Source organism: Streptomyces doebereineriae, assembly GCF_031845645.1.
GTDB lineage: Bacteria > Actinomycetota > Actinomycetes > Streptomycetales > Streptomycetaceae > Streptomyces > Streptomyces canus.
This window is the reverse complement of record NZ_JAVREZ010000002.1, coordinates 462,702-487,093: the sequence shown is the minus strand read 5'-3', so window position 1 is coordinate 487,093 and position 24,392 is coordinate 462,702. Positions and strand designations below refer to the sequence as shown.

General features: G+C 69.0%; 29 protein-coding genes, 1 pseudogene and 1 riboswitch. Of the genes and pseudogenes, 16 read left to right on the top strand and 14 right to left on the bottom strand.

Going from position 1 to position 24,392, the window contains the following annotated elements; genetic code table 11:
* The first annotated feature begins 118 nt into the window (after window positions 1-118).
* The 3 genes from RNB18_RS07810 (at window position 119) to RNB18_RS07800 (ending at window position 2,378) form a co-directional block, all read left to right on the top strand.
* Window positions 119-355: a hypothetical protein gene (locus RNB18_RS07810; protein ID WP_311713393.1), complete on the top strand. Its 237-nt coding sequence runs from the start codon at window positions 119-121 to the stop codon at window positions 353-355.
* Window positions 348-1,445, top strand: coding sequence for a Gfo/Idh/MocA family protein (locus RNB18_RS07805; protein ID WP_311713392.1), 1,098 nt, complete (start codon window positions 348-350; stop codon window positions 1,443-1,445). The genes RNB18_RS07810 and RNB18_RS07805 overlap by 8 nt, the downstream gene beginning before the upstream one ends.
* Window positions 1,446-1,607: 162 nt before the next feature.
* Entirely contained in the window at window positions 1,608-2,378 is a 771-nt protein-coding gene (locus RNB18_RS07800; protein ID WP_311713391.1) for an aminoglycoside phosphotransferase family protein, read from the top strand.
* A gap of 238 nt (window positions 2,379-2,616) precedes the next feature.
* On the opposite strand, the gene RNB18_RS07795 is transcribed toward RNB18_RS07800, so the two are convergent.
* Window positions 2,617-3,201, bottom strand: coding sequence for an HAD family hydrolase (locus RNB18_RS07795; protein ID WP_311713390.1), 585 nt, complete (start codon window positions 3,199-3,201; stop codon window positions 2,617-2,619).
* A gap of 205 nt (window positions 3,202-3,406) precedes the next feature.
* Between RNB18_RS07795 and RNB18_RS07790 the strand changes: the two genes are divergently transcribed.
* The 3 genes and pseudogenes from RNB18_RS07790 to RNB18_RS53630 all read left to right on the top strand — a co-directional run.
* Window positions 3,407-4,084: a DUF5753 domain-containing protein gene (locus RNB18_RS07790; RefSeq protein WP_311713389.1), complete on the top strand. Its 678-nt coding sequence runs from the start codon at window positions 3,407-3,409 to the stop codon at window positions 4,082-4,084.
* A 5-nt stretch (window positions 4,085-4,089) separates the two neighbouring features.
* Window positions 4,090-4,281: a DUF397 domain-containing protein gene (locus RNB18_RS07785; protein ID WP_311713388.1), complete on the top strand. Its 192-nt coding sequence runs from the start codon at window positions 4,090-4,092 to the stop codon at window positions 4,279-4,281.
* A 23-nt stretch (window positions 4,282-4,304) separates the two neighbouring features.
* Window positions 4,305-4,438: pseudogene (locus RNB18_RS53630) on the top strand (IS110 family transposase); the annotation flags it as partial.
* Here the strand turns inward: RNB18_RS53630 and RNB18_RS07780 are convergent.
* On the bottom strand, window positions 4,420-5,304 hold the full coding sequence (locus RNB18_RS07780) for an alpha/beta hydrolase (RefSeq protein WP_311713387.1): 885 nt from the start codon (window positions 5,302-5,304) through the stop codon (window positions 4,420-4,422). The pseudogene RNB18_RS53630 and the gene RNB18_RS07780 sit on opposite strands and share 19 nt — an antisense overlap.
* 386 nt (window positions 5,305-5,690) lie before the next feature.
* Here RNB18_RS07780 and thrS point away from each other — a divergent pair, with 386 nt between their 5' ends.
* The 4 genes from thrS (at window position 5,691) to RNB18_RS07760 (ending at window position 9,980) form a co-directional block, all read left to right on the top strand.
* A complete protein-coding gene (gene thrS, locus RNB18_RS07775; protein ID WP_311713681.1) occupies window positions 5,691-6,905 on the top strand; it encodes a threonine--tRNA ligase in 1,215 nt (404 codons plus the stop codon).
* A 37-nt stretch (window positions 6,906-6,942) separates the two neighbouring features.
* Complete coding sequence (locus tag RNB18_RS07770; protein ID WP_311713386.1) at window positions 6,943-7,905, top strand: nucleoside hydrolase; 963 nt, start codon at window positions 6,943-6,945, stop codon at window positions 7,903-7,905.
* Between the two features lie 270 nt (window positions 7,906-8,175).
* Window positions 8,176-8,991 carry an oxidoreductase gene (locus RNB18_RS07765; RefSeq protein WP_311713385.1) on the top strand — a complete coding sequence of 272 codons (816 nt, stop codon included), beginning with the start codon at window positions 8,176-8,178 and terminating at the stop codon, window positions 8,989-8,991.
* 11 nt (window positions 8,992-9,002) lie between these two features.
* Complete coding sequence (locus RNB18_RS07760) at window positions 9,003-9,980, top strand: alpha/beta hydrolase (protein ID WP_311713384.1); 978 nt, start codon at window positions 9,003-9,005, stop codon at window positions 9,978-9,980.
* 49 nt (window positions 9,981-10,029) lie between these two features.
* Here the strand turns inward: RNB18_RS07760 and RNB18_RS07755 are convergent, their stop codons facing one another.
* The gene (locus RNB18_RS07755; protein WP_311713383.1) at window positions 10,030-11,124 is read right to left on the bottom strand and encodes a Nickel transporter NicT; all 1,095 of its coding nucleotides are present in this window, start codon (window positions 11,122-11,124) and stop codon (window positions 10,030-10,032) included.
* A 29-nt stretch (window positions 11,125-11,153) separates the two neighbouring features.
* Window positions 11,154-11,359, bottom strand: a riboswitch (cobalamin riboswitch).
* A gap of 81 nt (window positions 11,360-11,440) precedes the next feature.
* Between RNB18_RS07755 and RNB18_RS07750 the strand changes: the two genes are divergently transcribed.
* Window positions 11,441-11,788 (top strand): ArsR/SmtB family transcription factor, encoded by a 348-nt coding sequence (locus RNB18_RS07750; RefSeq protein ID WP_311713382.1) that lies wholly within the window; start codon window positions 11,441-11,443, stop codon window positions 11,786-11,788.
* 58 nt (window positions 11,789-11,846) lie between these two features.
* Here the strand turns inward: RNB18_RS07750 and RNB18_RS07745 are convergent, their stop codons facing one another.
* From RNB18_RS07745 to RNB18_RS07735, 3 genes are all read right to left on the bottom strand, one after another.
* Window positions 11,847-12,932, bottom strand: coding sequence for an FUSC family protein (locus RNB18_RS07745; protein ID WP_311713381.1), 1,086 nt, complete (start codon window positions 12,930-12,932; stop codon window positions 11,847-11,849).
* Between the two features lie 191 nt (window positions 12,933-13,123).
* The gene (locus RNB18_RS07740) at window positions 13,124-13,384 is read right to left on the bottom strand and encodes a transposase (protein ID WP_311713380.1); all 261 of its coding nucleotides are present in this window, start codon (window positions 13,382-13,384) and stop codon (window positions 13,124-13,126) included.
* Window positions 13,385-13,622: 238 nt separating this feature from the next.
* Window positions 13,623-14,126 (bottom strand): GNAT family N-acetyltransferase, encoded by a 504-nt coding sequence (locus tag RNB18_RS07735; RefSeq protein WP_073492597.1) that lies wholly within the window; start codon window positions 14,124-14,126, stop codon window positions 13,623-13,625.
* Window positions 14,127-14,613: 487 nt separating this feature from the next.
* Here RNB18_RS07735 and RNB18_RS07730 point away from each other — a divergent pair, with 487 nt between their 5' ends.
* Entirely contained in the window at window positions 14,614-15,006 is a 393-nt protein-coding gene (locus tag RNB18_RS07730; protein ID WP_311713379.1) for a hypothetical protein, read from the top strand.
* A 162-nt stretch (window positions 15,007-15,168) separates the two neighbouring features.
* Here RNB18_RS07730 and RNB18_RS07725 read toward each other — a convergent pair whose 3' ends face one another.
* Window positions 15,169-15,387, bottom strand: a complete 219-nt coding sequence (locus tag RNB18_RS07725; RefSeq protein WP_057609435.1) for a hypothetical protein — start codon at window positions 15,385-15,387, stop codon at window positions 15,169-15,171.
* Between the two features lie 44 nt (window positions 15,388-15,431).
* A complete protein-coding gene (locus tag RNB18_RS07720; RefSeq protein ID WP_311713378.1) occupies window positions 15,432-15,668 on the bottom strand; it encodes a hypothetical protein in 237 nt (78 codons plus the stop codon).
* A gap of 153 nt (window positions 15,669-15,821) precedes the next feature.
* Between RNB18_RS07720 and RNB18_RS07715 the strand changes: the two genes are divergently transcribed.
* Window positions 15,822-16,397, top strand: a complete 576-nt coding sequence (locus RNB18_RS07715) for a dihydrofolate reductase family protein (protein WP_311713377.1) — start codon at window positions 15,822-15,824, stop codon at window positions 16,395-16,397.
* 67 nt (window positions 16,398-16,464) lie between these two features.
* On the opposite strand, the gene RNB18_RS07710 is transcribed toward RNB18_RS07715, so the two are convergent.
* Window positions 16,465-17,409: an LAETG motif-containing sortase-dependent surface protein gene (locus RNB18_RS07710; RefSeq protein WP_311713376.1), complete on the bottom strand. Its 945-nt coding sequence runs from the start codon at window positions 17,407-17,409 to the stop codon at window positions 16,465-16,467.
* Window positions 17,410-17,665: 256 nt separating this feature from the next.
* Between RNB18_RS07710 and RNB18_RS07705 the strand changes: the two genes are divergently transcribed.
* The gene (locus tag RNB18_RS07705) at window positions 17,666-19,327 is read left to right on the top strand and encodes a glycoside hydrolase family 13 protein (RefSeq protein ID WP_311713375.1); all 1,662 of its coding nucleotides are present in this window, start codon (window positions 17,666-17,668) and stop codon (window positions 19,325-19,327) included.
* A gap of 2 nt (window positions 19,328-19,329) precedes the next feature.
* Here RNB18_RS07705 and RNB18_RS07700 read toward each other — a convergent pair whose 3' ends face one another.
* Entirely contained in the window at window positions 19,330-20,097 is a 768-nt protein-coding gene (locus RNB18_RS07700; protein WP_311713680.1) for a DUF4142 domain-containing protein, read from the bottom strand.
* Window positions 20,098-20,348: 251 nt separating this feature from the next.
* Between RNB18_RS07700 and RNB18_RS07695 the strand changes: the two genes are divergently transcribed.
* Window positions 20,349-21,029 carry a DUF6445 family protein gene (locus RNB18_RS07695; protein WP_306978719.1) on the top strand — a complete coding sequence of 227 codons (681 nt, stop codon included), beginning with the start codon at window positions 20,349-20,351 and terminating at the stop codon, window positions 21,027-21,029.
* 19 nt (window positions 21,030-21,048) lie between these two features.
* Here the strand turns inward: RNB18_RS07695 and RNB18_RS07690 are convergent, their stop codons facing one another.
* The 4 genes from RNB18_RS07690 to RNB18_RS07675 form a co-directional block, all read right to left on the bottom strand.
* Window positions 21,049-21,507 carry an FxLYD domain-containing protein gene (locus RNB18_RS07690; protein ID WP_311713374.1) on the bottom strand — a complete coding sequence of 153 codons (459 nt, stop codon included), beginning with the start codon at window positions 21,505-21,507 and terminating at the stop codon, window positions 21,049-21,051.
* A 291-nt stretch (window positions 21,508-21,798) separates the two neighbouring features.
* Window positions 21,799-22,170 (bottom strand): DUF6479 family protein, encoded by a 372-nt coding sequence (locus RNB18_RS07685; protein ID WP_311713373.1) that lies wholly within the window; start codon window positions 22,168-22,170, stop codon window positions 21,799-21,801.
* A gap of 7 nt (window positions 22,171-22,177) precedes the next feature.
* Window positions 22,178-22,576 (bottom strand): luciferase domain-containing protein, encoded by a 399-nt coding sequence (locus RNB18_RS07680; protein WP_311713372.1) that lies wholly within the window; start codon window positions 22,574-22,576, stop codon window positions 22,178-22,180.
* A 97-nt stretch (window positions 22,577-22,673) separates the two neighbouring features.
* Entirely contained in the window at window positions 22,674-23,453 is a 780-nt protein-coding gene (locus RNB18_RS07675) for a class I SAM-dependent methyltransferase (RefSeq protein ID WP_311713371.1), read from the bottom strand.
* 194 nt (window positions 23,454-23,647) lie between these two features.
* Here RNB18_RS07675 and RNB18_RS07670 point away from each other — a divergent pair, with 194 nt between their 5' ends.
* Window positions 23,648-24,358, top strand: a complete 711-nt coding sequence (locus RNB18_RS07670; RefSeq protein ID WP_311713370.1) for a DUF4328 domain-containing protein — start codon at window positions 23,648-23,650, stop codon at window positions 24,356-24,358.
* The last annotated feature ends 34 nt before the right edge of the window (window positions 24,359-24,392 follow it).

Below are 24,392 nucleotides of genomic sequence, written 5' to 3'. Positions count from 1 at the left end.
CGAAAGTGTCGGGCAGTGGTTCCTCCTCCCCCTGCCGACGATCACCGCGACGAAACCGTCAAGGGCCGTCGCGAAACACCGAGCATGACCTCCGCTCCGGCGGCCGAAGAAGGGGATCATGTCCGACACCGACCTGCGCGAGTTCTACCCGCGCTGCATCGGGGCGCTCAACGCCCACGGGATCTCCCGCATGGACGAGTTCATCAGCGACGAGACCACCCTGAACGGCGAGACGGGCACTCGGGACCAGGTCATCGCTGTGTTGAACGGCGAGATCGACGCGGTCCCAGGGCAGTTCTTGCACATGACAGCCCTGCGGGACGGCGAGACACTGAGGCGGCAGCTCGGTGCCTGACCCCCGTAGGCCGATCGGCGTCGGCATCGTCGGCCTGAGCGCCACGGGAGGCTGGGCGGCCGGGGCTCACCTGCCCGCGCTGAGCGCCGTCGACGGGATCGAGCTTCGCGCGCTGGCGGCGAGCTCCGAAGCCTCGGCCCAGGCCGCGGGAGCGGCGTATGGCGTACCCGCGTACACGTCGGTCGAGCAGCTCGCCGGCGACGAGAACGTCGACCTCGTTGTTGTCGCCGTCAAAGTGCCCCAACATCGCGAACTCGTGTTGCCCGTGCTGCAGGCGGGAGTGCCGGTGCTCTCCGAGTGGCCGCTCGGCGTCGACCTGCGCGAGGCCGAGGAGATGGAGCGTGCCGCCGGGACGACGCGCACCTTCGTCGGTCTTCAGGGACGCTCCTCGCCCACCTTCCGCTGGCTGGCCGACCTCGTGTCCGAAGGATTCGTGGGGGAAGTGCTCTCCGCCACCGTCGTGGCGTCTTCGACCGAATGGGGCACTCCGGTGTCTCCGAACATGGTCTACACGCTCGACCGCAAGCTCGGGGCCACGATGCTGACCATCGCGTTCGGACACGCGATCGACCTGGTGTCGATGGTCGTCGGCGAGCTTGAGGAAGTGGTCGCTACGACCGCGACCCGGCGCCGCCAGGTTCCCGTCGGGCGCACCGGGCAGGTCGTTCCGATGACCGCCGAGGACCAGATCGCGATCTCGGGCACTGTGGCGGGCGGGGCGATTCTGTCCGTCCACCACCGTGGAGGCGCGGCATCGGGTGCAGGGTTCTCTCTGATCATCGACGGCACGGAGGGGAGACTTGAGATCAGCGCCGCCGAGTTCCCGCACATCGGTCCGGTCACGGTGCGTGGCACCCGCGGCGGCGGTCGGCCTGCGAAGGTCACGCTGCCCAGCGGCTACGACGACTATCCCGGCCTGGCCGGAACAGTGATCCACACGCTGGTGCACGCCTACGCCGCGATTCGGGACGACCTCGTCCACGGAACGGCTGTCGCCCCGGACTTCACCCACGCCGTCAAGCGCCACCGACTCCTTGACGCGATCGTACGGTCCGCCGCCACAGGCCAACGAAAAGCCCTCCATCCTTAGGCGCGCAGCCAGTCGATTTCGACACTGTCCGACATCACTTCGCCACATCGGCCCCTGCCATGTGTGCCGGCATGACCTGCGTACTTCATGTTGCACAGGTCTCATTCGGGCTGGGGCTAATCGAGGTGCTGCGCCGTCAGGCGGCTGGGTAACGTGAACTGCGTGTCGAGTGAGGAAGTGATGCAGGGCGGTGCCCATCGGCGGGTGGTGCGGATTGGTGACACTGTCCGCAGGCCCGTCCAGCCGTGGACGCCCACCGTCCATGCGTTGCTGCGGCACCTGGCGGAGGTTGGCTTTGCCTATGCGCCGCAGCCGTTGGGAATCGACGACGAGGGGCGTGAGGTCCTTACCTACATTGAGGGTGACTCCGGTCAGCTGGGCTGGGCCAAGGTCGTGGACGACCATGGTCTGAGGGACTTCGCCCGGCTGTTGCGCGACTACCACGATGCCTGCAGGAGCTTTTCACCTCCGCCGGGCGCGAACTGGTCCACGGAAACAGGCAGCCCAGGCGATGACGAGGTCATCTGCCATGGGGACTTCGGTCCCTGGAACGTCGTCTGGCAGGAAAACCAGCCGGTGGGAATCATCGACTGGGACTTCGCCCGCCCGGCACCACGCATGAACGACGTGGCCTACGCCCTGGAGTACGTTGCCCCGTTCCGCGACGATGCCGAATGCCTGCGCTGGCTGCACTATCCGGCGCCGCCCGACCGCCGATCGCGACTGGAGGACTTCTGCAGCGCGTACGGCCTCGACTCGGCCGCGGGGATCGTCGACGCCGTCATCGCCAGGCAGCAAGACAATGCCGACCTGGTGCGCCGGCTGGCCGAGCAGGGGCACGAGCCCCAGGCCACCTGGGCTGCTGATGGGTTCCTGACCGAACTCGACGACAGGATCGACTGGAGCAAGGCGCACCGGCATCTGGTCGAGTAGCCAATTCGCCCGACGCACATACTTCTGGCTGCCGGCGCGCAGCCAACCTGGCCGCCACACTCACCTGTTGGCGGGGATCAGCGCACGTCAGCTCAGTTCTCCCGGCAGGCATGGCTGCACCGGAGTCACAGACAAAAGGGCGTGGCCTGTCCTGGATGCCCGTCACTGTCGGTCGCCGTTGGTCACCCACTCGTCGGGGTTCACCGCTTCACCTGAATCAGCCATTACGGGGGAAGGCTTACTGCCCGCCGAGTCGGAGTACAGCAACCACGTACAGGCTCACGGACACCGCCGCAAGAAGGAAGGCGAGAACCGTGTGGACGACGAGCCCCCGCCCTGGGGCAAGGCCCAGATGTGCCCGGGCCGCACGGCTCACGCGGGGCCTGGGGAGACCTCGCGCGGCGTTCGCGTCCGCCTTCTCGATCGCTCGGCGCAGCTTCCTGCGGCTTCTCTCGGTCGTGATACCCAGTCGCACACCGTGGGCATCGCGCACCAACAGGGTCCGGTACGTGCTGCCGTACGAGAAGGTCGTCAGCAGCCGGACCGTGGTGATCCGGTTGACGTCGACGGACCGTTCGCCGGTCAAGGTGTGCGCAGCCAGGTGCGACGATGAGTGCCGGAACGGGGCTCGCTCCTCGCACAGTGCCGGTAGCAGGACGGAGCCGGCGATCACGGACAGCAGGCCGAGCACGATCGGTGCGCCTTCGGGGACTACCCCCGCCCTGGCCAGCCCGTAGCCGCCGAAAGGCAGCAGAAGCACCGTCACCGCCAGGCCCGATCCCATGCGTGCACGCGCCACACTGCGGGTTGTGGCTGCTTCCATTGACGCCCCCCGTTTCTGCCAGCAGACATCAGCATGCATGCATGGCAGATCTTTGCGCATTGCCGGTGTCCGGCAATCCACGCCTCGGAAACCAGCGGGTCCAGGCGCCAGTACCAGCAGGACTCCGTGATCTTGATGTCGGGCCGTTTCGCGCGGGTTGAACCCTGGCGCCGGGTAAGGGACTTGCCGTCCAATAGTGTGCCCCGTGAGGACGGGCGAGACCGACGAGACAGTTACCGGCAAGCTGCTCGCCCTCGCCAAGGCGGACCGGGAACGGCGTAAGGCAAAGGGCTGGTGGAACCAGTACCCGCAGCTGACGGCGCAGATCGAGTACGTGGCCCTGGAGGACATCGCCACGGAACTCCGCACCTGGCAACTCACCTTTGTACCCGGCCTCTTGCAGACCGCCGACTACGCCCGTGCCCTCGCGGTCGGGAACGGTTCCTGGGACGACCTCGACGAGATCGAGACCTTCGTCGAGGCGCGGATGGCACGGCAGGCAAGGCTGGGCGGCGAACGCCCGCTACAGCTGTGGGCGTTGCTTCACGAGGGGGCCGTGCGCCAACTGGTCGGTGGTCGAGACGTCATGCGGGCTCAGCTGGAGCATCTGCTGGAGGCGGCGCACCTGCCCAACGTGCGGGTGCAGGTGGTCCCGTTCATCGCCGGTGCCCACCCCGGGATGACCTGTGCCTTCACCGTCGTCTCCTTCGCTGAGCCCGGTGCTCTGGACGTCGTACAGGTGGATACTTCGTCGACGAAGGTCTGGTTGGAGAGCGAGACTGACGCCGCACACCACAACGCGACCTTCGATCGGATCACGCGGCTCGGACTCGCGCACAGCAACTCCGTAAGACTCATCGAGAGCATCCGCAAGGAGATGTAGGGCCCGTGTCCGACTACGAGTTCAGGAAGTCCACGCACAGCAGCGGCGACGCGCACGGCGAGTGTGTCGAAGTCGCCCGCAACCTGCCCAGCGTCATCGCCGTCCGCGACTCCAAGACCCCCCACGGACCGATACTCCAGATAGTCCCCGACACCTGGACCACCTTCATACGGTCCCTGCATCACGCCCGCCCCTGACCGGGCACGCGGAACCGACGACATCCCGGGCGTCCTGCGACCGCAAGCGCGCCGAGCGCAAACGCCATGCCCAGGCCGTAACCGCCCTTGCCCGCCGCAGAGTCAACGTCCTGTGACCCTGATCCGTGACGCCCGCTTCTACGAGGCCGCTCCACCCGAGCCCACTGGCTGGTTCGGGCGATCAGCAGACCGCCACAACCAGCGCAAGGCATCGGGGAGCAGGACACCACCGTGGTTGGGGCTGTGGCCGCCGTCACCCAGGACGAGGCGGAAGTCGTAGCCGGCCTCTGCGAGCGCTGCCGCGACTCGCAAGTTCTCAGCCAGCCAGTTCGCCTCGGGCTCGTTCCAGCGCAGGTCACGATGGCCCGCCTGCAGGAAAATCCGCAGTGGCTTGCGGGGAACGCGGGGAATGACTTCGGGGTACGGGTTGCCGTCCGGCATCTGCGCGAAGCTGGACAGGTACCCGATGACGCGGCGGAACTTGTCCGGGCGTAGCCACGCCGCGGTGAAGGCGCAGTTGCCCCCGCTGCTGCCACCGCAGATGCCCCACTGATCCGGGTCCTCGGCGATCGAATAGTGCTTCCTGACCTCGGGGATGATCTCGTTCAGGAGGAAGCCGACATACGAACCGTCGTATGCGTCGTACTCGGTGTTTCGGTTCTTCGGGTCCTCGGCGTCGGGAAAGACGCCAGGGTCGACGAACACGCCGATGGTGACCGGTATGTCCCCGCGGTGGACGAGGTTGTCCAGGACTACCGCGCCGCGGACCTCGCCTCCGGGGTCCAGGTACCACCAACCGTCCTGGAACACCATCAGTGACGCCGGCTCGGCGGGGTCGTACCGCGCGGGCACATGGACCCAGAACTTCCGTGACGTGCCCGGGTAGATCGCGCTGTCGTTCCAGTCGAACTCGATCGTCTCTCCGACGAGGACGTCCGGCTGAAGAGCCGAGTCGGGGCCGTGGGCGTAGCGAACGTCCGACTGGTCAACCGGAATCGGCTGGTAGGGCACCTCGATCGTCACGCGGGCCAACATAGGAGAGATCGCGATCGTCTCAAAGGGGTTTAGTGACCCACCCCAGACGGCTTGAGTCCGGAACAGCTCATGAGGTCAAGATCGGGTCATCGGGAGCAGGCCGCCCCGGCACCAGACGCGGCCAGGTCCCTACAGATCACCCCACCCCACCGCACCCAAAAACCCTTCGCCCCACCCCCACCCCACCCCCTACCCTCACCCCATGCAGCGCGCCCAAGCCATCCCCTCGATCACGACGACGCCGGAGCAGGTCCCGGTGCGCTGACAGCTGACGCAGTCCGAAGCCCCGGGGCGAGTGCCCCGGGGTTTCGTCGTTCCCGTCGGCTCCTCGCCCCCCCACCGCGAGGGAGAACCCCATGAGCCCCATGAACCCCATGCACGACCACCGCCGACTCGGCCGTGAGCTCGATCTGTTCGACACCGATCCGCTGATGGGCGCGGGGCTGCCGTACTGGCTGCCCGACGGGGCCGTCGTACGGCATGTCCTGGAGGAGTACGTCCGGGAGGCGGAGCGGGCCGCCGGGTACCGGCATGTGTACTCGCCGGTGCTCGGGAAGCGGGAGCTGTACGAGATCTCCGGGCACTGGTCGCACTACGGCGACGACATGTTCCCGCCGATGCGGCTGGGCGGCGAGGAGGTCGTGCTGCGGCCCAGCCTCTGCCCGCACCACGCCCTCATCTATCGGTCACGGTCCCACAGCTACCGTGAACTTCCCCTGCGTGTCGCCGAGTTGGGCGGCATGTACCGCTCGGAGCTGTCGGGCGTCCTCGGCGGTCTCACCCGCGTCCGCTCCATCCAGCTCAACGACGCCCACATCTTCTGCACCCTGGAACAGGCGGTCGAGGAGGCCCGCGCCGCCCTCGCACTCATCCGGCGCGCCTACGACGACCTCGGCATCCGAGCGTCCAGGTACCGTCTGTCCCTCCCGGGAGACTCCGGCAAGTACGTCGCGGACCCCGCGCTGTGGCGCCGCGCCACCGCCCTCCTCGAAGAGGTCCTGGACGGCATCGAGTACGAGCCCGTCGAGGGCGAGGCCGCCTTCTACGGCCCCAAGATCGACGTACAGATCACCGACCCCGCCGGCCGCGAGTCCACCCTCTCCACCGTCCAGATCGACTTCCACCAGCCCGAACGCTTCGACCTCCACTACATCGGCCCCGACGGCGGCAAACACCGCCCGGTGATGGTCCACCGCAGCATCATCGGCAGCGTGGAGCGGGTGGTCGCCCATCTCATCGAGGCGCACGGCGGCGGCTTCCCGGTGTGGCTCGCCCCCGTGCAACTCGTGGTCCTGCCGGTGGCCGACGCCCAGGAGGAACAGGCCCTTGACCTCGTACGGCAGGCCGAAGCGCGCGGCATCCGCGCCGAACTCTCGGGCCCCGGCAACGGCACCCTCGGCGCCCGCATCCGTGCCGCGCGCCTGGTGCCGTACCAGGCGGTGATCGGGGAGCGGGAGGCCGACGCCGGCTGTGCGGCCGTACGACTGCGGGACGGCCGTAGGCCAGGAGCCGTGCCGGTCGACGAGCTGCTGGAACGGATCGGTGCCCGGGCCGGTGATCGCGGGTCCGAACTCTGGGCGGCTGCGTAAGGTCGGACCCGTACGCCAGTGACGAAAGGACCCCGCCGTGACCGGTCAGCCCATCCCGGTGATCATCGACTGCGACACCGGTGTCGACGACGCCCTGGCCCTGCTGTTCGCCGTACGGCATCCAGGCATCGATCTGCGCGCGGTCACCTGTGTCGCCGGGAACACCGACGTCGACGGCGTCGTCCGCAACACGCTGACCGTCCTGGAGCAGGCCGGGGCCGGGGACATCCCCGTCGCCCGGGGTGCCGCGCGGCCGCTGATCGAGCCCGTGCGCACCGCGCAGCACGTGCACGGCCTCGACGGCATGGGTGATCTGGGGCTGCCCGCGCCGACCCGGGTGGCGGTGGATGTGGACGCGGTGACCCTGCTCAGGCGGGAGATCCTCGCCTCGCCCCGCCCGGTCACGCTGATCCCGACCGCGCCGCTCACCAACATCGCGCTGCTCCTTCGTACGCACCCCGAGGTGGTGCGGAACATCGAGCGGATCGTGTTCATGGGCGGTGCGGTGGCGACCGGGAACGCCACGCCGGTCGCGGAGTTCAACGTCTGGCACGATCCCGAGGCGGCCGCCGTACTGCTCACCGCCGGGGTGCCGATCACGATGTACGGCCTGGACGTGTTCGAGCGGGTCGTCGTCCCCGCCGCCGACGTCCAGCGGCTGCGGGCGAGTTCGGAGCCCAGTCTGCGCATGGCCGGGGAACTTCTCGACCACCGCGACCCGGCCACCTCCGGAGACCCCACTCCCACCGGCGGCCTCGGCGACGCGGGCGCGGTCTGCGCGGTCGTCGACCCGGACGGACTGACCACCGAACTCCTGCCGGTGGAGGTGAGCCTGGCCCCGGGCCCGACCCGCGGCCAGACCGTCGTCGACCGCCGCCGCCGGCCCGGGGAGTCCGAGATCCACGGGGGCGAACGTGAAGTGACCCTCGTGGACGTGGCGTTGGGCGTCGACGTGGAGCGGTACGTGAAGTTGTGGCTGACGGCGGTGGAGGGGGCCTGAGGCATGTCCCGCGGATCACGCTGCGAAACGGAACGGTGAAGCAGGCCGTCCTGGTCTCTTGCCATGCACGCAGGACCGGCGCTCGTGGTTCGCCGACGCGGTAGCCAGGCAGGCATATAGTGAGAAAAATAAGAAAAGTGGACTAAAGGGACTCTGTGTCGTAGATCGGCCGACGGTTTCCGCGTGACCCCTTGCCATCGATCGAGGATCCCCCTATAGTCGTACGAACGTAAGACATACGAACGTACGTCAAAGTCTAGGGAGCTCGTGATGGCGACAACTCGGCCGGTGGTGCTGGTGACCGGTGCCTCTTCGGGGGTCGGCAAGGAGACGGCCCGTGCCTTCGCCGCGGCGGGCTTCGAGGTGATCGGGACCGCCCGCAACACCGCGCGGGTCAGTGCGCCCGCCGGGGTGGCCTACCTCGACCTCGACGTGACCAGTGACGAATCGGTCGCCTCCGTGGTCAAGCAGGTGATCGACCGGTTCGGGCGTGTCGACGTCCTGGTCAACAACGCCGGCGTCGGCGCCAACGGCGCCGGCGAGGAGTTCTCCGTCGCCCGGACGCAGGAGGTCTTCGACGTCAACGTCTACGGCATCATGCGGATGACCAGGGCGGTGCTGCCGCACATGCGCACGCAGCGCAGCGGACGCGTCATCAACGTCTCCTCCCTCAGCGGGTTCGTGCCCAGCCCGTTCATGTCCATCTACACCTCGACCAAGCACGCGGTCGAGGGCTACTCCGGGTCGCTGGACCACGAGGTCCGCGAGCACGGCGTGCGGATCCTGCTCGTCGAGCCCGGCCCGATCAACACCCCGTTCGGGGACCACAGCGTGCAGGGCGACACCCCCATGCCGCTCTACGCGTCGGGACGGCGCACCTTCGACGAGGTGCTGGCCAAGAACCTCAGCGGCGGCGACGATCCCGCCACCGTGGCCAAGGTCATCGTCGCGGCGGCCACCGACCGCAACCCGAAACTGCGGCGCACCGCCGGCACGACGGCCGCCGGCATCAGCGTGTTCCACCGCGTCCTACCGGCCCGGATCTTCGACCGCATCGTCCGCAGGTTCAACCGGATGCCGAACTGACAGTTCGGCGCATGGACGCCAGTCTCACGCAGCTGCTGCGCCGGCCTTCCCACAGAACTGAGGACCCAATGACCACCTTCCACCCCGATCTCAGACGAGGTCGCTTCATCCCCAATGTGTCCTACGGCCGTCTGTCGTCGCGCCTCGTGCGGAGTGTGAAGTGGCGCGCGACCGACCCGGGACCGGACGTCTCGGTCCAGGAGATCCTCGTGCCCGGGCCCAAGGGCGCACCGTCCGTCTCGCTTCGCGTCTTCCAGCCGACCGGCCTGAAGGCAGCGGCTCCGGCGCTGCTCTGGATCCACGGAGGCGGACTGATCTTCGGCGCTCCCGAGCAGGACGACCGAACGAACATCGCCTTCGCCCGCGAACTCGGCATCACCGTCGCCGCGGTCCGTTATCGACTGGGGCCGGACCATCCCGCGCCCGCCGCGGTCGAGGACGCCTACGCCGCGCTGCGCGGACTGGCCGATCGAGCGGACGACCTGCACATCGACGTCGATCGCATCGCGATCGGCGGTGCCAGCGCAGGCGGCGGACTCGCCGCGGCCCTCGCACTGCTCGCCCATGACCGGGCCGAGATCCGGCCGGCGTTCCAACTGCTCCTCTACCCCATGCTGGACGACCGCACGACGACGAGAACCGACCTGGACAGCCTCAAGGTGCGCGTCTGGACGCCCAAGAGCAACCGGTACGGCTGGTCGTCCTACCTCGGCGACGCCGTCGCGGGCCCCGACGTCTCCCCGTACTCGGCCGCCGCACGCCGCGAGGATCTCACCGGTCTTCCTCCGGCCTGGATCGGCGTCGGCACCCTCGACCTCTTCCACGACGAGGACGTCGAGTACGCGCGCCGGCTCAGTGACAGCGGCGTTCCCTGCGACCTCGACGTCATCCCCGGCGCTTTCCACGGCTTCGACCTCGTGTTTCCCAAGGCCGAGATCTCGCGGGAGTTCTGGCGCAGGCAGGCAGCAGCGCTGAAGGGCGCACTGTGAGACCGACCGAAAGGTGATCCGCCACCCACCCGATGCCCCATCCGGTCCCTCAAGAACTGCTGACGCCCCACCGCTGCTCCACCTTCGCGAGCCGCCAGTAGGCGATCGCCGCCGCCCACACCACCACGAACAGGCCGACGATGACGTAGCCGACGTTGTCGAGGTCGATGTCGGCGATCCAAGTGGTGAGGGCGTCGGTGAGGTCGAACTTGTCATGCAGGACGCCGACGAGCTCGATCGTGCCGATGAAGAAGGCGACCGCGATGGACAGCCCGGTGATGGCGAGGTTGTAGAAGACCTTGCGGACGGGGTTGGAGAAGGCCCACTGGTAGGCGAAGTTCATGAACGTGCCGTCGAGGGTGTCGAACAGGCTCATGCCGGCGGCGAAGAGCAGCGGCAGACAGAGGATGGCGTACCAGGGAAGCCCCGCGGCCGCACCCGACCCGGCCATCACCATCAGGGTCACTTCCGTGGCCGTGTCGAAGCCGAGCCCGAACAGGAAGCCCAGCGGAAACATCTGCCCCGGCCGGGTGATGGACTTGGTGAGCCGCCCGAGGATCCGGTTCATGAACCCGCGCGAGTCGAGATGCTGCTCCAGCTCCTTCTCGTCGTACGTCCCCTCCCGCATCGCCCGGAAGACCTTCAGGATGCCCATCAGGGCGACCAGGTTGAGAGCGGCGATGAGATAGAGGAACGACCCGGAGACCGTCGTACCGAGAAATCCGAGGACCTGGTGGGTGCTTGACCCCTCGTTCATGACCTTGCCGGCCAGCTGGGTGCCGCCGGCGATCAGTGCGGCGAGCAGGACCACGACACTGGAGTGCCCGAGCGCGAACCAGAACCCTCCGGACACCGGCCGCTTGCCGTCCGCCATCAGCTTGCGCGTGGTGTTGTCGATCGCGGCGATGTGGTCGGCGTCGAAGGCGTGCCGCATACCGAGGGTGTACGCGGTGATGCCGAGTCCGATGCCGAAGGCCTTGTCGCCCACCTCGTAGTGCTCCGGGACGACCAGCAGGAAGAGGATGCCGAAGGCGACGACGTGCAGGGCGGCTATCGCGGCCATCAGACCCGCCGTCTTGACGGTGTCCTCGCGGCGCCAGCGGAAGGAGGCGGCGGCGGTCTCGGGCAGCGCAGGATCAGTCATACGGTGGTCACTCCAGCACCTCGTGGATGAACGCGTGAGCTGCCGTGGCCGGTCTCCTGGCTTACGGGTCGTGCGTTTCCCTGCCCGCCTTCCCGGCCTGATGGTGACGGCCAGTGGCTGTCCCGCGAGGGACGTGGGAGGGAAACTCCCCGATCACAGTGGCGAGGGCCGCACCGGACTTGACCCTTGAGGGGTCGTCACCGGCTTCCCGAGCACCACGGCCCGCCCACCGTAGGCGGGGGCGGGCGCTCCTGCATAGCTGCACACCTGCGCAGGTATGGAAGATCACACAGGGCCTCCTGCGAGGATGAGCCCCATGCACCTCGTCCCGGCCGACCGAGCCGACCGCCGCACGATCGACGGACACCGGGTGTGCGACGCCATCGCCGCGATCGGCGACCCGGGACACGTCCGCACCTGGTCCGACCGCTTCGCCCTCCTGGCCGACCCGAACCGCCTCTCCCTGCTCCTGGCCCTGCACCGGACCGGCCCGCTGGCGGTCTCCGACCTCGCGATCGCAACGGGGATGAACGACCCCGCCGTCTCCCAGGCGCTACGGCTGCTGCGGGCGGCCGGGGTGGTGGCGGGGGAGAAGGAGGGGCGGGTGGTGCGGTACCGGGTGGTGGACGAGGAGGTGCGGGGGCTGCTGACGCAGGTGTCCTGAGCCGGTGGAGGTACGTGCCGCAGGTCAACCCACTGCCCGACGCGCCGGAAGCTTGCGTTCAGGCTGGTTGCTGCGGCGCTTTGGCCGTGTGCTTGGCGAGCAGGCCTGCAAGCAGTATGACCAGCAGAGCGATCCCCACGCCGCACACCGTCCACAGCACCCGGTAGCCCTCGGCGGCATAGTCCGAGGGCTGCGGAAGGTCCACCAAGATGAGCGTTCCCATGGCGATGGCCGCGGAGTAGAGCGCGTAGTTCCAGAATTGAATCGCCACCCCGTGCATGAACAGGACGAACGCGACCACTTCGAGTCCGCGCTCGACCGCGAAAAGCCTGAGTCCGTGTTCACTGGTGGGCACCAACAGCAGCAGCGCAGCCGCGGCCGCGCCGATCAGCGCGCCGACGAGACGCTGCGCGGATACGAGCGTGGCCTGCTCCAGGCTCGGCTTCATCGCGATCATGGCAGCGATCGGCAGCCAGGTGCCGTGCGACAGGTTGAGTCCGAACGCAAGCGCGACGCTGCCGGCCATGACCAGAGCGCGGATCACCGCGAACATGATCAGCGGCCGGGTCAGCTTCCGCCGCGAGGTGTCGCCAGGGAACTCCGCGACCGGCTGGGGTCGGTCCTGGCGCCCGCGGATCAGCCACCCGACGAACGTCATCACGATCCACAGCGCCGCCCCTCCGGTCCAGGCGAGCACCTGAGCCCAGGTGTAACTGGTGATGCGGGCGGAATGATGAAGGCTGAACGCGAGCCCGAGGGCGACGATGAACCAAAGGTTCAGAAGCACGGCGGCAATGAACCTGTGCACCCCGAATGCGACCGACAGTCCGGCCACCAGCGTGACCGCGAAAGTCGCAAGCACCAGCCAGCCCCAGGCCTCTCCCCCGATGCCGAACCCCAGCGCGGTCAATCCTGCGCCGATCAGCGCAAAGACGGCGATGTGCGACGCGCGGTGCCCGTAGCCGCCTCCCGGGTCAGCCAGCCACGCGAACAGCAGGCCGAACAAAGCGCTGACAAAGTACTGCTCATGCCCGATCGCCCTGAAGACGACCAGCGGCACCAGCGCCATATCCAGGAACAGCACCCCTCGCGGCCAGTTGAGCCCCACGGGGTTGAGCTCGAACACCTTCGACAGCCAGCTCATGACCTTCCCCCTGTGAACGGGCTGTCCTACTCGTCCGCTCGCACCCGCCATGGGCCGTCCTCGCTCACCCTTGTCACCAGGTATGCCGCTCCAGCCCCGCATTCTCCGATTCCACCCAGATCGCCGCGAAGCGACCCGCAGACCCTGAGCAAAGACGGCGAGTCCGCCAGCCGTACGGCGGAGCTGAGCCCTCACTCCCACGCGCGCATCCTCCGGGCCAGGGTCATGAGCCAAGCCTCGTGGCCCTCGCGCTCACGGAGCGTCCCGCGCAGCCGGTCGTGGAACTCGGCGATCAGCCCGTGCTCGCGCCAGCGGCGGAAGAAGGCGCAGACCCGGGCCCATGCGGGGAAGTCCGTGGGCATCGCCCGCCATGAGATCCCGCCCGCGACCAGGTAGCGGATCGCGTCCAACAGCTGCCGGTGGCAGTAGCCCTCGGGCCGTCCACGCCGCATCCGTCATGTCCGACGGACACCGGCGCACCCGGCCCGGATGGTCGGCCGCGTTGTCGTACACGTGCGCGAGGCAATCGCACGACACGGCGGGCGAGTTGAAGTCCACGTGCTCGGGCACTTACAACGAAGACAACAGGGCCTCCGGGAACCACTCGGAATGGGATCACACCGCCGCAGTCACCCGATCGAGACTCCCGTTCGATCGACAGCCTTCGAGATCGGTACGTGCAACAACCACTTACGTGTCGGGATGCTCCGGCAGAGCGAGCCAGTCCGACCAGGAGATCTCGCGGCCGAGGAAGCGCGGCTGCTCGAACGGCCAGTCGGCGGCGATCCACTGCGGCACCAGCGCGTCGAGGGCCTGCTCGACCTTGCTGCCCACCAGCTCGTCCACCACCCACCAGGAGATCTCCCCGTCCGCGCCGGCCCTCTCCGGTGGGTCGATGTAGACACAGCCGAGCAGAGCTGTCTCCGCCGCGTCGAACAGCGCGTAGTTGAAGGACTGGTGTGCGGCGATCTCCTTCTCGTGCCGCAACAGGTCGGCCTGGTCGGCCTCGTAGGTCATGGTGGCCGCGGGCCAGCCCCAGGCCGGGCCGAAGATGGTCCACAGCCGCTCGCGCGAACCCATCACAGCCGGATAGTCGAGCGGGGTGTCCGCCTCCCGGATCGGCCGCAGGTGATGACCACCGCCCGGCAGCGGTACCAGGACGGGGTGGACGAAGTCATCGGGAAGCCAGCTCATGGCGCCCGACCGTAGCAGCGCGCGGCCGTACGCTCCCCTGGATTTTCCCCGCAAACCGCCAGGCCCTGCTCTCATGCTGGGCAGGGCCCGCGATCACCCGATCGAGACTCCCGTTCGATCGACAGACTCCAGGCAGAGTCAGGTGCTGGAAGAGCGGGGTCGGCAGTGCCCCGTGGGATGGGTCGAGGTCCTGAGGAGGCACTCAGCAGCTGTGGACTATCCGTGGACTGGTCCGGCCTGATCTGTCGTGGCAGGGACCACGACCCGCTGCAATGCCCAGGTACCAAGTGGCCTCCGGAACCGTGTCCGCACGTTCGAATGCGGCCGGGTCACGTCACCCTCCTCCAACGCCTCTGTGATCTTCGCGTTGGCTGCGTCCTCGTGGCTGGCCGCTAGCATCGGCCCATGACGTCACATCAGGCGGATGCCGCGTAGGTCACCGCGCGAGGTGAGGGCCACCGTGCCCGACGGGCATAGCGATGGTGCGGTGAGCACGCTGCTCATCAGCGCGTGTCATGGGCCGCCCGCGTGTGTTGCCGTTCACACGTACCTCTTCGTCGACGGCCTCGACGTCGTTTCGCGCAGCGATAGCCGAATGGCCGGCATCGATCCGCAGCGACTGCTCCGCCCAGGCGGACCGCTCTATCCGACGGACATGCCGTGCACGGTGGATGTGGCGACGCAGGAGCGGCCCGAGCCAGGGCCGGACAGGCTGACGATCCGGGTCCGGCTCCGGGGCGCGACGGTTATCTGGTCCGACCTGATGTACCCGGGCCTCGATGGCAGGCCCATCGAGGAGGTTCGTTTCCGCCTGGAGGCGTACCTGGGCGAGGTCGCGCGGGCATACGCAGCGCTGCAGGGCCACCCCTTTGGTCAGTAGTTCGGGACGAAGAGGTTTGATGATCCGAGCTTCCCAAGCTCAGCGCTTGGACAACTTGTAGACCCACTCACAGGTCCCGATTGCGGCATTCCTGAGTGCGGGTGCTGCACCCGATCTTGCCGCCCCGATGCCTGATCCCTGGATGGTGACCGGTCACCGGACTCAGCCCTCCGCCCCCCACCGCTCAGGCCCGCCCCCCTTCCACTCGATCCACGGCGACTGCGCCACCTCCGCCGCGTCGATCTCCAGGCCCGCCCGCCGGAGGAACTCCGCGACGTCGGTCAGGTTGTGGGCCAGGCCGAGGATCTCGCCGTCCACGCGTACGCGGCGGCCGCCCGTGGGGGACGGGGGGTGCACGATCACGCGGATCGGTCCGGACATGTCCTCAGGATCGTCCGGGGCGTACGGTCCCGCACTTCGGTCCGTCATCGCTCGAGCCGTTCGCTCACGGTCCCGATGCCCGACCGCCCCAGGTCACGCAGTTCCCGCCACTCGGCGGGGTGCGGGCGCCCTCGCTGCCAGTGGGGATGGAAGAAGACCTGGGCCGACAGTTGGTGCAGGCGTCGGCGCAGCTCGGTGTGGCCGGGGCGCTCGGCGAGCTCGTGGTAGATGGCACTCCACTCACGCTGTGCCCGGGCGAGGTCGTCGGGGAACGATCGCATGCCCGGATTCAATCATGTGTTCGATTTATTGGGCCATGGCGGGCCCGGCGATGAGTTCCGGAGAGGTGCCGGGTCTACAGGGACGACGGAAGACCACCGAGAAGTCCATCGAGACGTCCATCGAGAAGTTCATCGAGAAGACCGGAGAACGACATGACCGCCACCTACACCTTCGACGTCTTTTCCAGTCTCGACGGCTACGCCGCCGCCGGCGGTGACTGGACCGGCTACTGGGGCAAGCAAGGGCCCGAGTTGCTCGACCACCGCCTCGCCCTCTACCGCGAGGAGCAGCGGATGGTCTTCGGGGCCACCACCTACCGGGCGTTCGCGCAGATGCTGGCCGAGAGCACCGAGGATTCCGACGTGCGCGATCCCTGGGTCACCCGGATGAGGAACCTGCCGACGACGGTGGTCTCGACGACGCTGGAAGGCCCCCTCGACTGGCCGCACGCGACCGTCGCGAGCGGCGACGCCATCGATGTCGTAGCGCGGCTCAAGAAGGAGTCCGACGTGCCGCTGCGTTCACACGGCAGCCTGTCGATGAACCGGGCGCTGATGGCCGCCGGTCTGGTCGACCGTGTGCAGGTGACGCTCTTCCCCGTCATCACCGGCCGGACCGGCCTCGACCCGGTCTTCCAGGGTGCGGCCGACTTCGACCTGGAGCTGCTGGAGAGCCGGACGCTCGACGGTCACACCCAGGAGCTCGTCTACCGGCCCACCCTTCATTGAGCGCCGCGGACAACCGAAAGGGCCGCCCACACCGCGAACGGTGGGACGGCCCCGTCAGTCAGAACGATCAGGCGCGCGAGGCCTTACGGCGACGCGTGGCCAGCACGATGCCCGCGCCACCCGCGAGCAGCACCGCGGCACCGCCCGCGATCAGCGGGGTGTTGCTGCTGGCGCCCGTCTCGGCGAGGTTGTCGCCGCCGCCACCGTTGGGGGTGGGTGCACCCGGAGTCGTCGTGGACTCCGAGGCCGACGGGGTCGGGGTGGACGTCGACGGGGTCTCCGAGGCGGGAGGCGTGCTCTCGGAGGCCGGCGGGGTGGACTCCGAGGCCGGCGGGGTCGACTCCGAGGCCGGGGGAGTGCTCTCCGACGCCGGCGGGGTCGCCGGAGGCGTCGTCTGCGTGGTCGTGCAGTCCTTCGTGCCGCCGTTCCAGGCCGCGATCAGCTTGTCCTTGATGACCGGGTGGTCCGGGCCCTTGGGGAGGTCGCCGTGCGGAAGGCCGTCGTTGGCGTCCAGCTTGCCGTCGAACTTCGTGTTGCCCCGGTAGAGGTCGATCTGCGCGTAGCAGCCGACGTCCGGGATCGAGATGTCGAGGGAGTCGACGGCGCCGGCCTTGACGGTCACGGTGTCGAAGTCGTGGAAGACCTGCTCGCCGGAGGTGGCGAACGTCGGGCCGTGCGCGCGGTAGGACGCGAGAGAGGCCGTGCAGGTGGACGCGTCGCCCGCCGCGCGGACCTTGACGTGGACCTTGCCGTCGTCGGTCGGCTTCAGGTTCAGGTCGTCGACCTTGACCGAGGCGAAGAAGTTCTTGCCGTCGAGGGAGAACTCGCAGCGGTCGGTCTCGGTCTTCGAGCCGGCGCCCGTACCCGGCTTGTAGCTTCCGCCGTCCTCCCAGCCCTTGCCGCCGGGGCAGTCGGATGCCGAGGCGACGGAGGCGAGGGCAGCGGAGAAGGCGAGCGTCGCGGCGCCCGTCCCCAGCAGGCGCCGCAGGGTGACACGTCTCGCTATGGACATACGTATCCCGTCAGGATGAGAGTGAGTGGTCTCAGAAAACACTGGGCCCATTGGTCACATGCGCCACAGTGTCCGCACATGGTGGATCTCCTTGTGGAACGCTGTCAACCTGCGGTGATGCAAGGTAAGTTCATGGGCCATCACAATTTCGACACACAGGGAACGATCCGCTCCGCATAACCTCAGATTCACGTTTCCGGCGAGTGGGCAGATATCCCCTTTATTTCCCGCACGGACATTTTGCAGAGGAGCCCGCGTGACCGCCCGCACCACCACGCCCGACCTCTCCGGCAAGGACCCCGACTGGTGGCGGCAGGCCGTCGTCTACCAGGTCTATCCCCGCAGTTTCGCCGACGCCGACGGTGACGGCCTCGGGGACATCCGGGGCGTCACCGAGCGCCTCACGCACCTGGCCGCCCTCGGCGCCGACGCCCTGTGGCTGAGCCCCTTCTACCCCTCCGAGCTCGCCGATGGTGGCTACGACGTCGCCGACTACCGGGACGTCGACCCGCGCCTCGGGACGCTCGACGACTTCGACGCGATGGTCACCGAAGCGCACCGGCTCGGGCTGAAGGTGATCGTCGACCTCGTCCCCAACCACACCTCCCACCAGCACGTCTGGTTCCAGGAGGCCCTCGCCGCCGGCCCCGGATCCGCGGCGCGCGAGCGGTACGTGTTCCGTGACGGACGCGGTGCGCACGGCGAACTCCCGCCCACCGACTGGCAGTCCGTCTTCGGCGGCAGCGCCTGGCGGCGGGTGCCGGACGGGCAGTGGTACCTGCATCTGTTCGCCCCCGAGCAGCCCGATCTCAACTGGTCGCACGACGAGGTCCGCGAGGACTTCCGCACCACCCTGCGCTTCTGGTCCGACCGCGGTGTCGACGGCTTCCGCGTGGACGTGGCGCACGCGCTGGCCAAGGACCTGACGGAGCCGTTGCGCGACCTCGGTGACCTGCCCGGCGTCGCGGAGGAGGCCCTGGGCCGCCTGCCGCCGGGCGGCCACCCCTACTGGGACCGCGACGAGGTCCACGAGATCTACCGCGACTGGCGCACGATCCTCGACTCCTACACCCCGCCCCGTATGGCCGTCGCCGAGGCCTGGGTGCCGGGCCCGCGCCGCGCGCTGTACGCCCGCGCGGACGAACTCGGCCAGGCCTTCAACTTCGAGTACCTCCAGACCTCCTGGGACGCCGGCGAACTGCGCCAGGTCATCACCGACTCCCTCACCACCGCCCGCGCGGCCCACGCCTCGGCCACCTGGGTGCTCTCCAACCACGACGTCGTACGGCACGCCTCCCGCCTCGTGCTCCCGCCGGGCACCGACGAGAACGCCTGGCTGCTGTCCGGCGGCCACGCGCCCGCCGTGGACGGACACCAGGGCCTGCGCCGCGCTCGCGCGGCCACGCTGCTCATGCTCGCGCTGCCGGGATCGTCGTACGTCTACCAAGGTGAGGAACTCGGTCTGCCCGAGGTCGCCGACCTGCCCTTCGAGGTGCTCCAGGACCCGATCTGGGAGCAGACGGGCCGGGTCCGCAAGGGGCGCGACGGATGCCGGGTGCCGCTGCCGTGGACGACGAGCGGTCCGTCGTACGGCTTCGGAGCCGGCGGTGCCTGGTTGCCGCAGCCGGAGTGGTTCGCCGGGTACGCCGTCGAGGCCCAGGACGGTGCCGAGGGCTCCACGCTGGAGCTGTACCGCACCGCCCTGCGCCTGCGCCGCAAGCTCCTTCAGGGCGAGGACCTCACCTGGGCGGAAGCCTCCCCGGCCGACGTGCTGGACTTCGTCCGGCACGAGGGCTGGCGGTGCGTCACCAATCTGACGGACCGGGCCGTCCCGCTTCCGGCGGGAGAAGTGCTGCTCACCAGCAGCCCGCTGGAGGGCGGGCTGCTGGGACCCGACACGACGGCCTGGCTCGGCTAGGTCTAACCCACGGTCGGTGTCGGTGTCGGGGCCGCCCCCGCGGCCGGGGTGGCGCCGTTCGCGTTCTCGCCGGGGACGCCGAGCGGCGTCGACGTCGGGTTCGGCGGCGGGGTGAGCACGACCATCGGCGCGCCGGGCTGCGGGGCCGGCGGAGTGAGGTCGCTGCCGGGCAGCTTCGGCGGAGTGGTCTGCATGAAGAGGGCCTGGTCGAAGTTGACGAAGCCGGTCTTCTCCATGACCGTCATGTGGTCGAGCACCGTGTCGTTGGCCATGTCGGCCAGCGACCGCACCAGTGAGTTCTTGGTGGTGGAGCGGATCTTCGAGATCGTGTTGAAGATCGAGCCGTGCGTCACCCGCAGGATGTTGGCGAAGTTCGTGTCGAACTGCTGGCCGTTGCTCGACTCGATCGTGTTCACGAAGCCGACCTGCTGCGGGCTCGCCACGTTCGGGATGGTGACGTTGAGCATCGGGGCGATCTTGCGGCAGGCGGCGTCCAGGGCCGCGTGTCCGTCGATGAGATGCCTTCCGGCTTCCTTCACCTCCGGGGTGGTGCCCTTCTGCAGGGCGACCTCCCCCAGCGGGTACTCCCACAGGCCCGCCGCCCGCACCTTGACGACGAAGTCGCGGTCCTGCTCGGTCAGCGGGCCCCACTGCGTCTGGGCGATGATTCTGTCCTGAGCGGTCGCAGCCTGGCTGACACCCAGCATGGACGGGTACGCGAGAGCGCCCAAAGTCAGTGTGAGGGCTCCGCCCACGAACAGCGTTCCCATCGCGTTGCGCGAGAGTGGCACCGTGCCTCCTGCCCGGTAGGGGTATCCCGCCGGGAGGCGGGTCGGACGCACAGGAGTACGCACGCGGGGCCGTAGTTGTTCATCACCTCTTCCGGAGGATGACCGGGCTCACAGACGCACCGTCAGGACAGACCCCCGGCCGCCGGTTGACCGTTCGTTGACCGGTTCTCGGGAAAGTCCTGGCGAAATCGCGGGAGAGACCTGACGGACCCCGGACCTAGATTCGCTGCATGTCCATGCCACAGCGGTCGCAGCGGCCCCTTCCCGTCCTGCCCTACCGCAAGCCCACCAAGGGCCGCGACTACTGGGTGATCGACGACGTGCTCCCGGACGTCGACGCCGTACGGGAACGCTGTCTCACCAAGGACGACTGGGTGAAGGGACATCCGTACACCTCGGAGACCTGGCCGGGACTGCGGACCATGCCGGGGCTCGAACCCGCCGAGCTCGCGAGGGTCGAGCGGCTGGTGAAGCAGGCGACCGGCGCCAAGGAGCTGTGGGTGCAGCGGGCGCCCGGCGGGGGCACCCTCAACCACAACTGCGTGCAGGTCGTGGGGAAGGGCGAGAGCGAGCCCCGGCCGCACACCGACTCGCGGGCGCTGTGCCGGTACGCCGCCGTGCTGTATCTCAACCCCGGCGTCCCCAAGGACTGCGGCACCAGCTTCTACCGGCAGGCCATGCCCGGCGGGCGGCTCGGCGGCAACGTGGTGCAGGCCCCGCACAACAACCTCGTCGAGGCCCTCGGTACCCGGTTCGTCGCGCCGGACGCCTTCGAGGAGGACGTAAGGGTGCCGCACCGGTACAACCGGCTGCTCCTCTATAACGCCAACCTCGTGCACAGCGCGACCGGTTACTCCGGCAGCACGCTGGAGGAGAAGCGGATGACGGCCGTCTTCTTCTGGATGGCGTGACCTTGCCCTGGGACAGGCCCTAGTGGCGGACCGCTCTCGGCACCTTCGCCCGCACGTCCCCCGACAGGTCGTGCGTGCTGCGGGCGGTCCCCTTGCCCGTACCACCCGCGGGTACGTCCGACACGGTCAGCACCACCGCGTCCAGCAGCTTGCCGTCCCGGTCGGTGAAGTCGACCTCGACGGTGAAGGACTTCGCCGAGTCCGCGGAGTTGGTGGCGGTGACCTCCACCGTCGTACGGCCGTCCGACGCGGTGGCGGGGGTGCCGAGTCGTACGTCGTCCCTGGCGTCGACGCCGCTCTTGATGTCGTCGAACCGCCTGCCCGCCTCCGCCGTGGCCGACGACACCGCCTCCCCGGCGCGGGAGGCGGCGGACGCGACCTTGCTCGCCACCGACGACGGGCTGTCGTCGTCGGAGCAGGCGGTCAGGCCGGTGAGGGCCAGAGTCGTCAGCAGCGCGGCAGTCGTCCAGCGTGTCATCTCGCCTCCAGCGGGGTGTCCCTCCAGTGAAGGGCCCTCCCCCTACGGCCGCACGCCCGGCGTCACCCGAACGGCCCACTCCCGTGGTGGCCGCCCCCTCTCCGCCCGATGGCCGAAGCACATCAACCCCGAAAGGGCATCCAGAAGCGGGTCTGATCCCGAACGGGGCGGACAGCGACGGGGTCGCCCGCTCCCGCTCGGGTACGGCGCCTCCTCGGTGACACCACGAGGGGCGGCATGGGGGGCGGGAGGCGGGCAGGGCCGCGTGGTGGTGGCCCGGTCTCGGGCCCGTCACACGTGGCCGAGGCCGCCGCTGCCGAATCCGCCGCTGGAGCCGGGCAGCCAGCGTTTGCGGTGCTGGTCCTTTCCTCGTCTGCTTCCCGAGTGATGGAGCTGGTACGGCATCAGCCGTTCCTGCTCGTCCGCGGTGACCGGCAGCTCGTCCGGCTCGCGCATCTCCCGCATCTCACGGATCGGCCCGGTCTCCGGGAGGTGCGGCTGCTCCTTGCTGAGCGGCCGTGGAAGCTCCCGGTCCTGGACCCGCATGCCGAACACCACGGCACACACCAGCGCGCCGGCGATGAACAGTCCACCGGCGAAGGCGGCGATCACGTTGACTACTTCGTTCGACGAGGCCGCCAGGACAAACGTCGCGGTACTCATACTCCGATTATCGCCCAATCGGGGCGAAAGGGGAGTTCCGGGGGACCACTGTGACCCGGTGGAAGTTGCATTCGGCCGGCCCGACGGGCCGGGGCCCCGCCTGGTGGGCCTTCAGCGCCATGCTGACCAGGCTCATCAGCAGGTCGACGTCCGTCTCGCAGTCGAGGTGGACGGTGACCCAGCGGGAGCCGGGCAGCAGCCGGACCGCGGTCGACCCCTGGAGGTCGTCGTGGAATCTGCGGATGGCCGGTTCGGTGAGGTGCAGATCCACGTCCCGCCCCGGGTGGAAGTGCACGATCTCGCTGTGCCCGGAGCGCAGCGCCAGCCCGGCTCCGCAGCTGGGCAGCCCCGTGCTGAGGTCGGACCACGCCTCCAGGCGCTCCAGGGCGCGCTCGGCCAGAGTCATGCGTCCATCGTCGCCCGCTCACCGCCTCGCAACCAGAGGTTGAGCGAAACGTAACCGGTGTGTGAGGTGTCGCATGCGCCTCGCTCGGGACGTGGTTTCACCTGGTTCGTCCGCGTACGGCCCAGGCGCGAGCCGAGAGGGGGATCGAACCGTCGGGGGCGGTGGGGGCAGCCGCGCGCAGGGCTTCTCGCAGGTCGTCCCGGGCGGCCGGGGGGAGGGTGGTGACATAGCCCGGCGCGGGGCCCTGGCCGGCCAGGAAGGGGCCCCACAGATCGGCGAAGTCGGCGAAGACGGTGGGGACTTCGATCGCGCGCACGATCACGTCGGCGAGTCCCGCGGTCGTCCACAGGTCGTGCAGCGGCTGGGGACGGCAGCCGGGGAACCGCAGACCCTCGTCCAACTCGGCCGCCGCCGGGTCGAGTTCGGCGGCGGTGTCCCAGAAGAGACGCAACAGGCGCATCCCGTCGGCGTAGTCCCAGACGTACCCGGCCACCAGAGCGCCGCCCGGCCGGACCGCGCGGGCCATCGCGGTGACCGCCGCCGCGGGGTCGGACAGGAAGTTCAGGGTCAGACCGCTGACCGCCACGTCGAAGGCGCCGTCCCGGACGGGAAGCGCCATGGCGTCCGCCACGACCCCGGCCCGCCCCGCGCGGACGAAGCCCTCGGAGCGGTCGCAGCCCACGACCAGGTCGGGCCGGCAGCGTTCCCGGACCACCGCCGACAGCACCCCGGTGCCGCACCCCACGTCCAGCCACCGCAGTCCGTCCGGACGGCCGAGCCAGGCCGTGAACTCGCGCGCGACCGCCCGGCTCCAGCGGCCCATGTAACGGTCGTAGGCGGCGCCGGACGCCCACACGTCGTATCGCTGTCCGTCCATGGCTCCCACGATCCTCGCCCCGCCGGATTTCTTCTCGGCTTCTGGTCTTCAGGCCCGCCGAAGCACCCTGTTTCCCCACCCGGACCCGACAAGCACCCCGTTTCTCCGCCGGACCCCCCGAGAACGTCCGCGTGAACCGATCGCCGGGTTCGGGACGATGAGGGGGTGAACCGATCCTTCCGAAGGGGGACTCCGTGAGTGAGAACACCGTCCGGCCCGCCGTGCGCTCGGCGCGTGGCTCCGCCCGCCTCGCCGTCGCCGGGCTCGGGCTCGCCGGTGCCGCCTATGCGCTGCGGGCCGTATGGGACATCCGGCTCGCCGTCGCGGGGGAGCCCGCCTCCGGGCCGCCGAACCAGGGCGAGGGCCGGCACCGGCCGCTGAACGCCCTGGAGGACTCGTACCACCTGGTCAGCACGGCCGGAAGCTTTCTCACGCTGGTGTGCGCGGCCCTGTTCATCGGCTGGCTGGGGCGGATGCGGGACAACGCGCGGGCCCTGTCCGGCGAGCGCCCGCGCTACGCCGGCATCTGGGTCTACGCCGCCTGGTTCGTGCCGATCGCCAACCTGTGGATCCCGCGCGGCATCGTCGCCGACATCCACCACAAGAGCGCCCCGGACCGGAAGCTGCCCGTCGTCGTGAACGTGTGGTGGGCGCTGTGGCTGCTCGGCATGGTCACCGGGCTCGGCCTGATGTACGACGGCGACACGGACGACCTCATCGCCCGCGCCTACAACGGCGTGACCACGCTGCTGGTCGCCGATCTCGCCGTCGTCGGCGCGGCCGTCGCCGGGATCCTCATGGTGCGTGCGCTGACCGCCGTGCAACGTGTGTACATCGACGACCAGTTGCGTACGCCGAGTGGTGATCCCTTGAAGGAAATCGTCAGGGTGTTTGATCGGGATTGAGGGCACTTACTGTTGCGCCTACGTGACAGCCCCC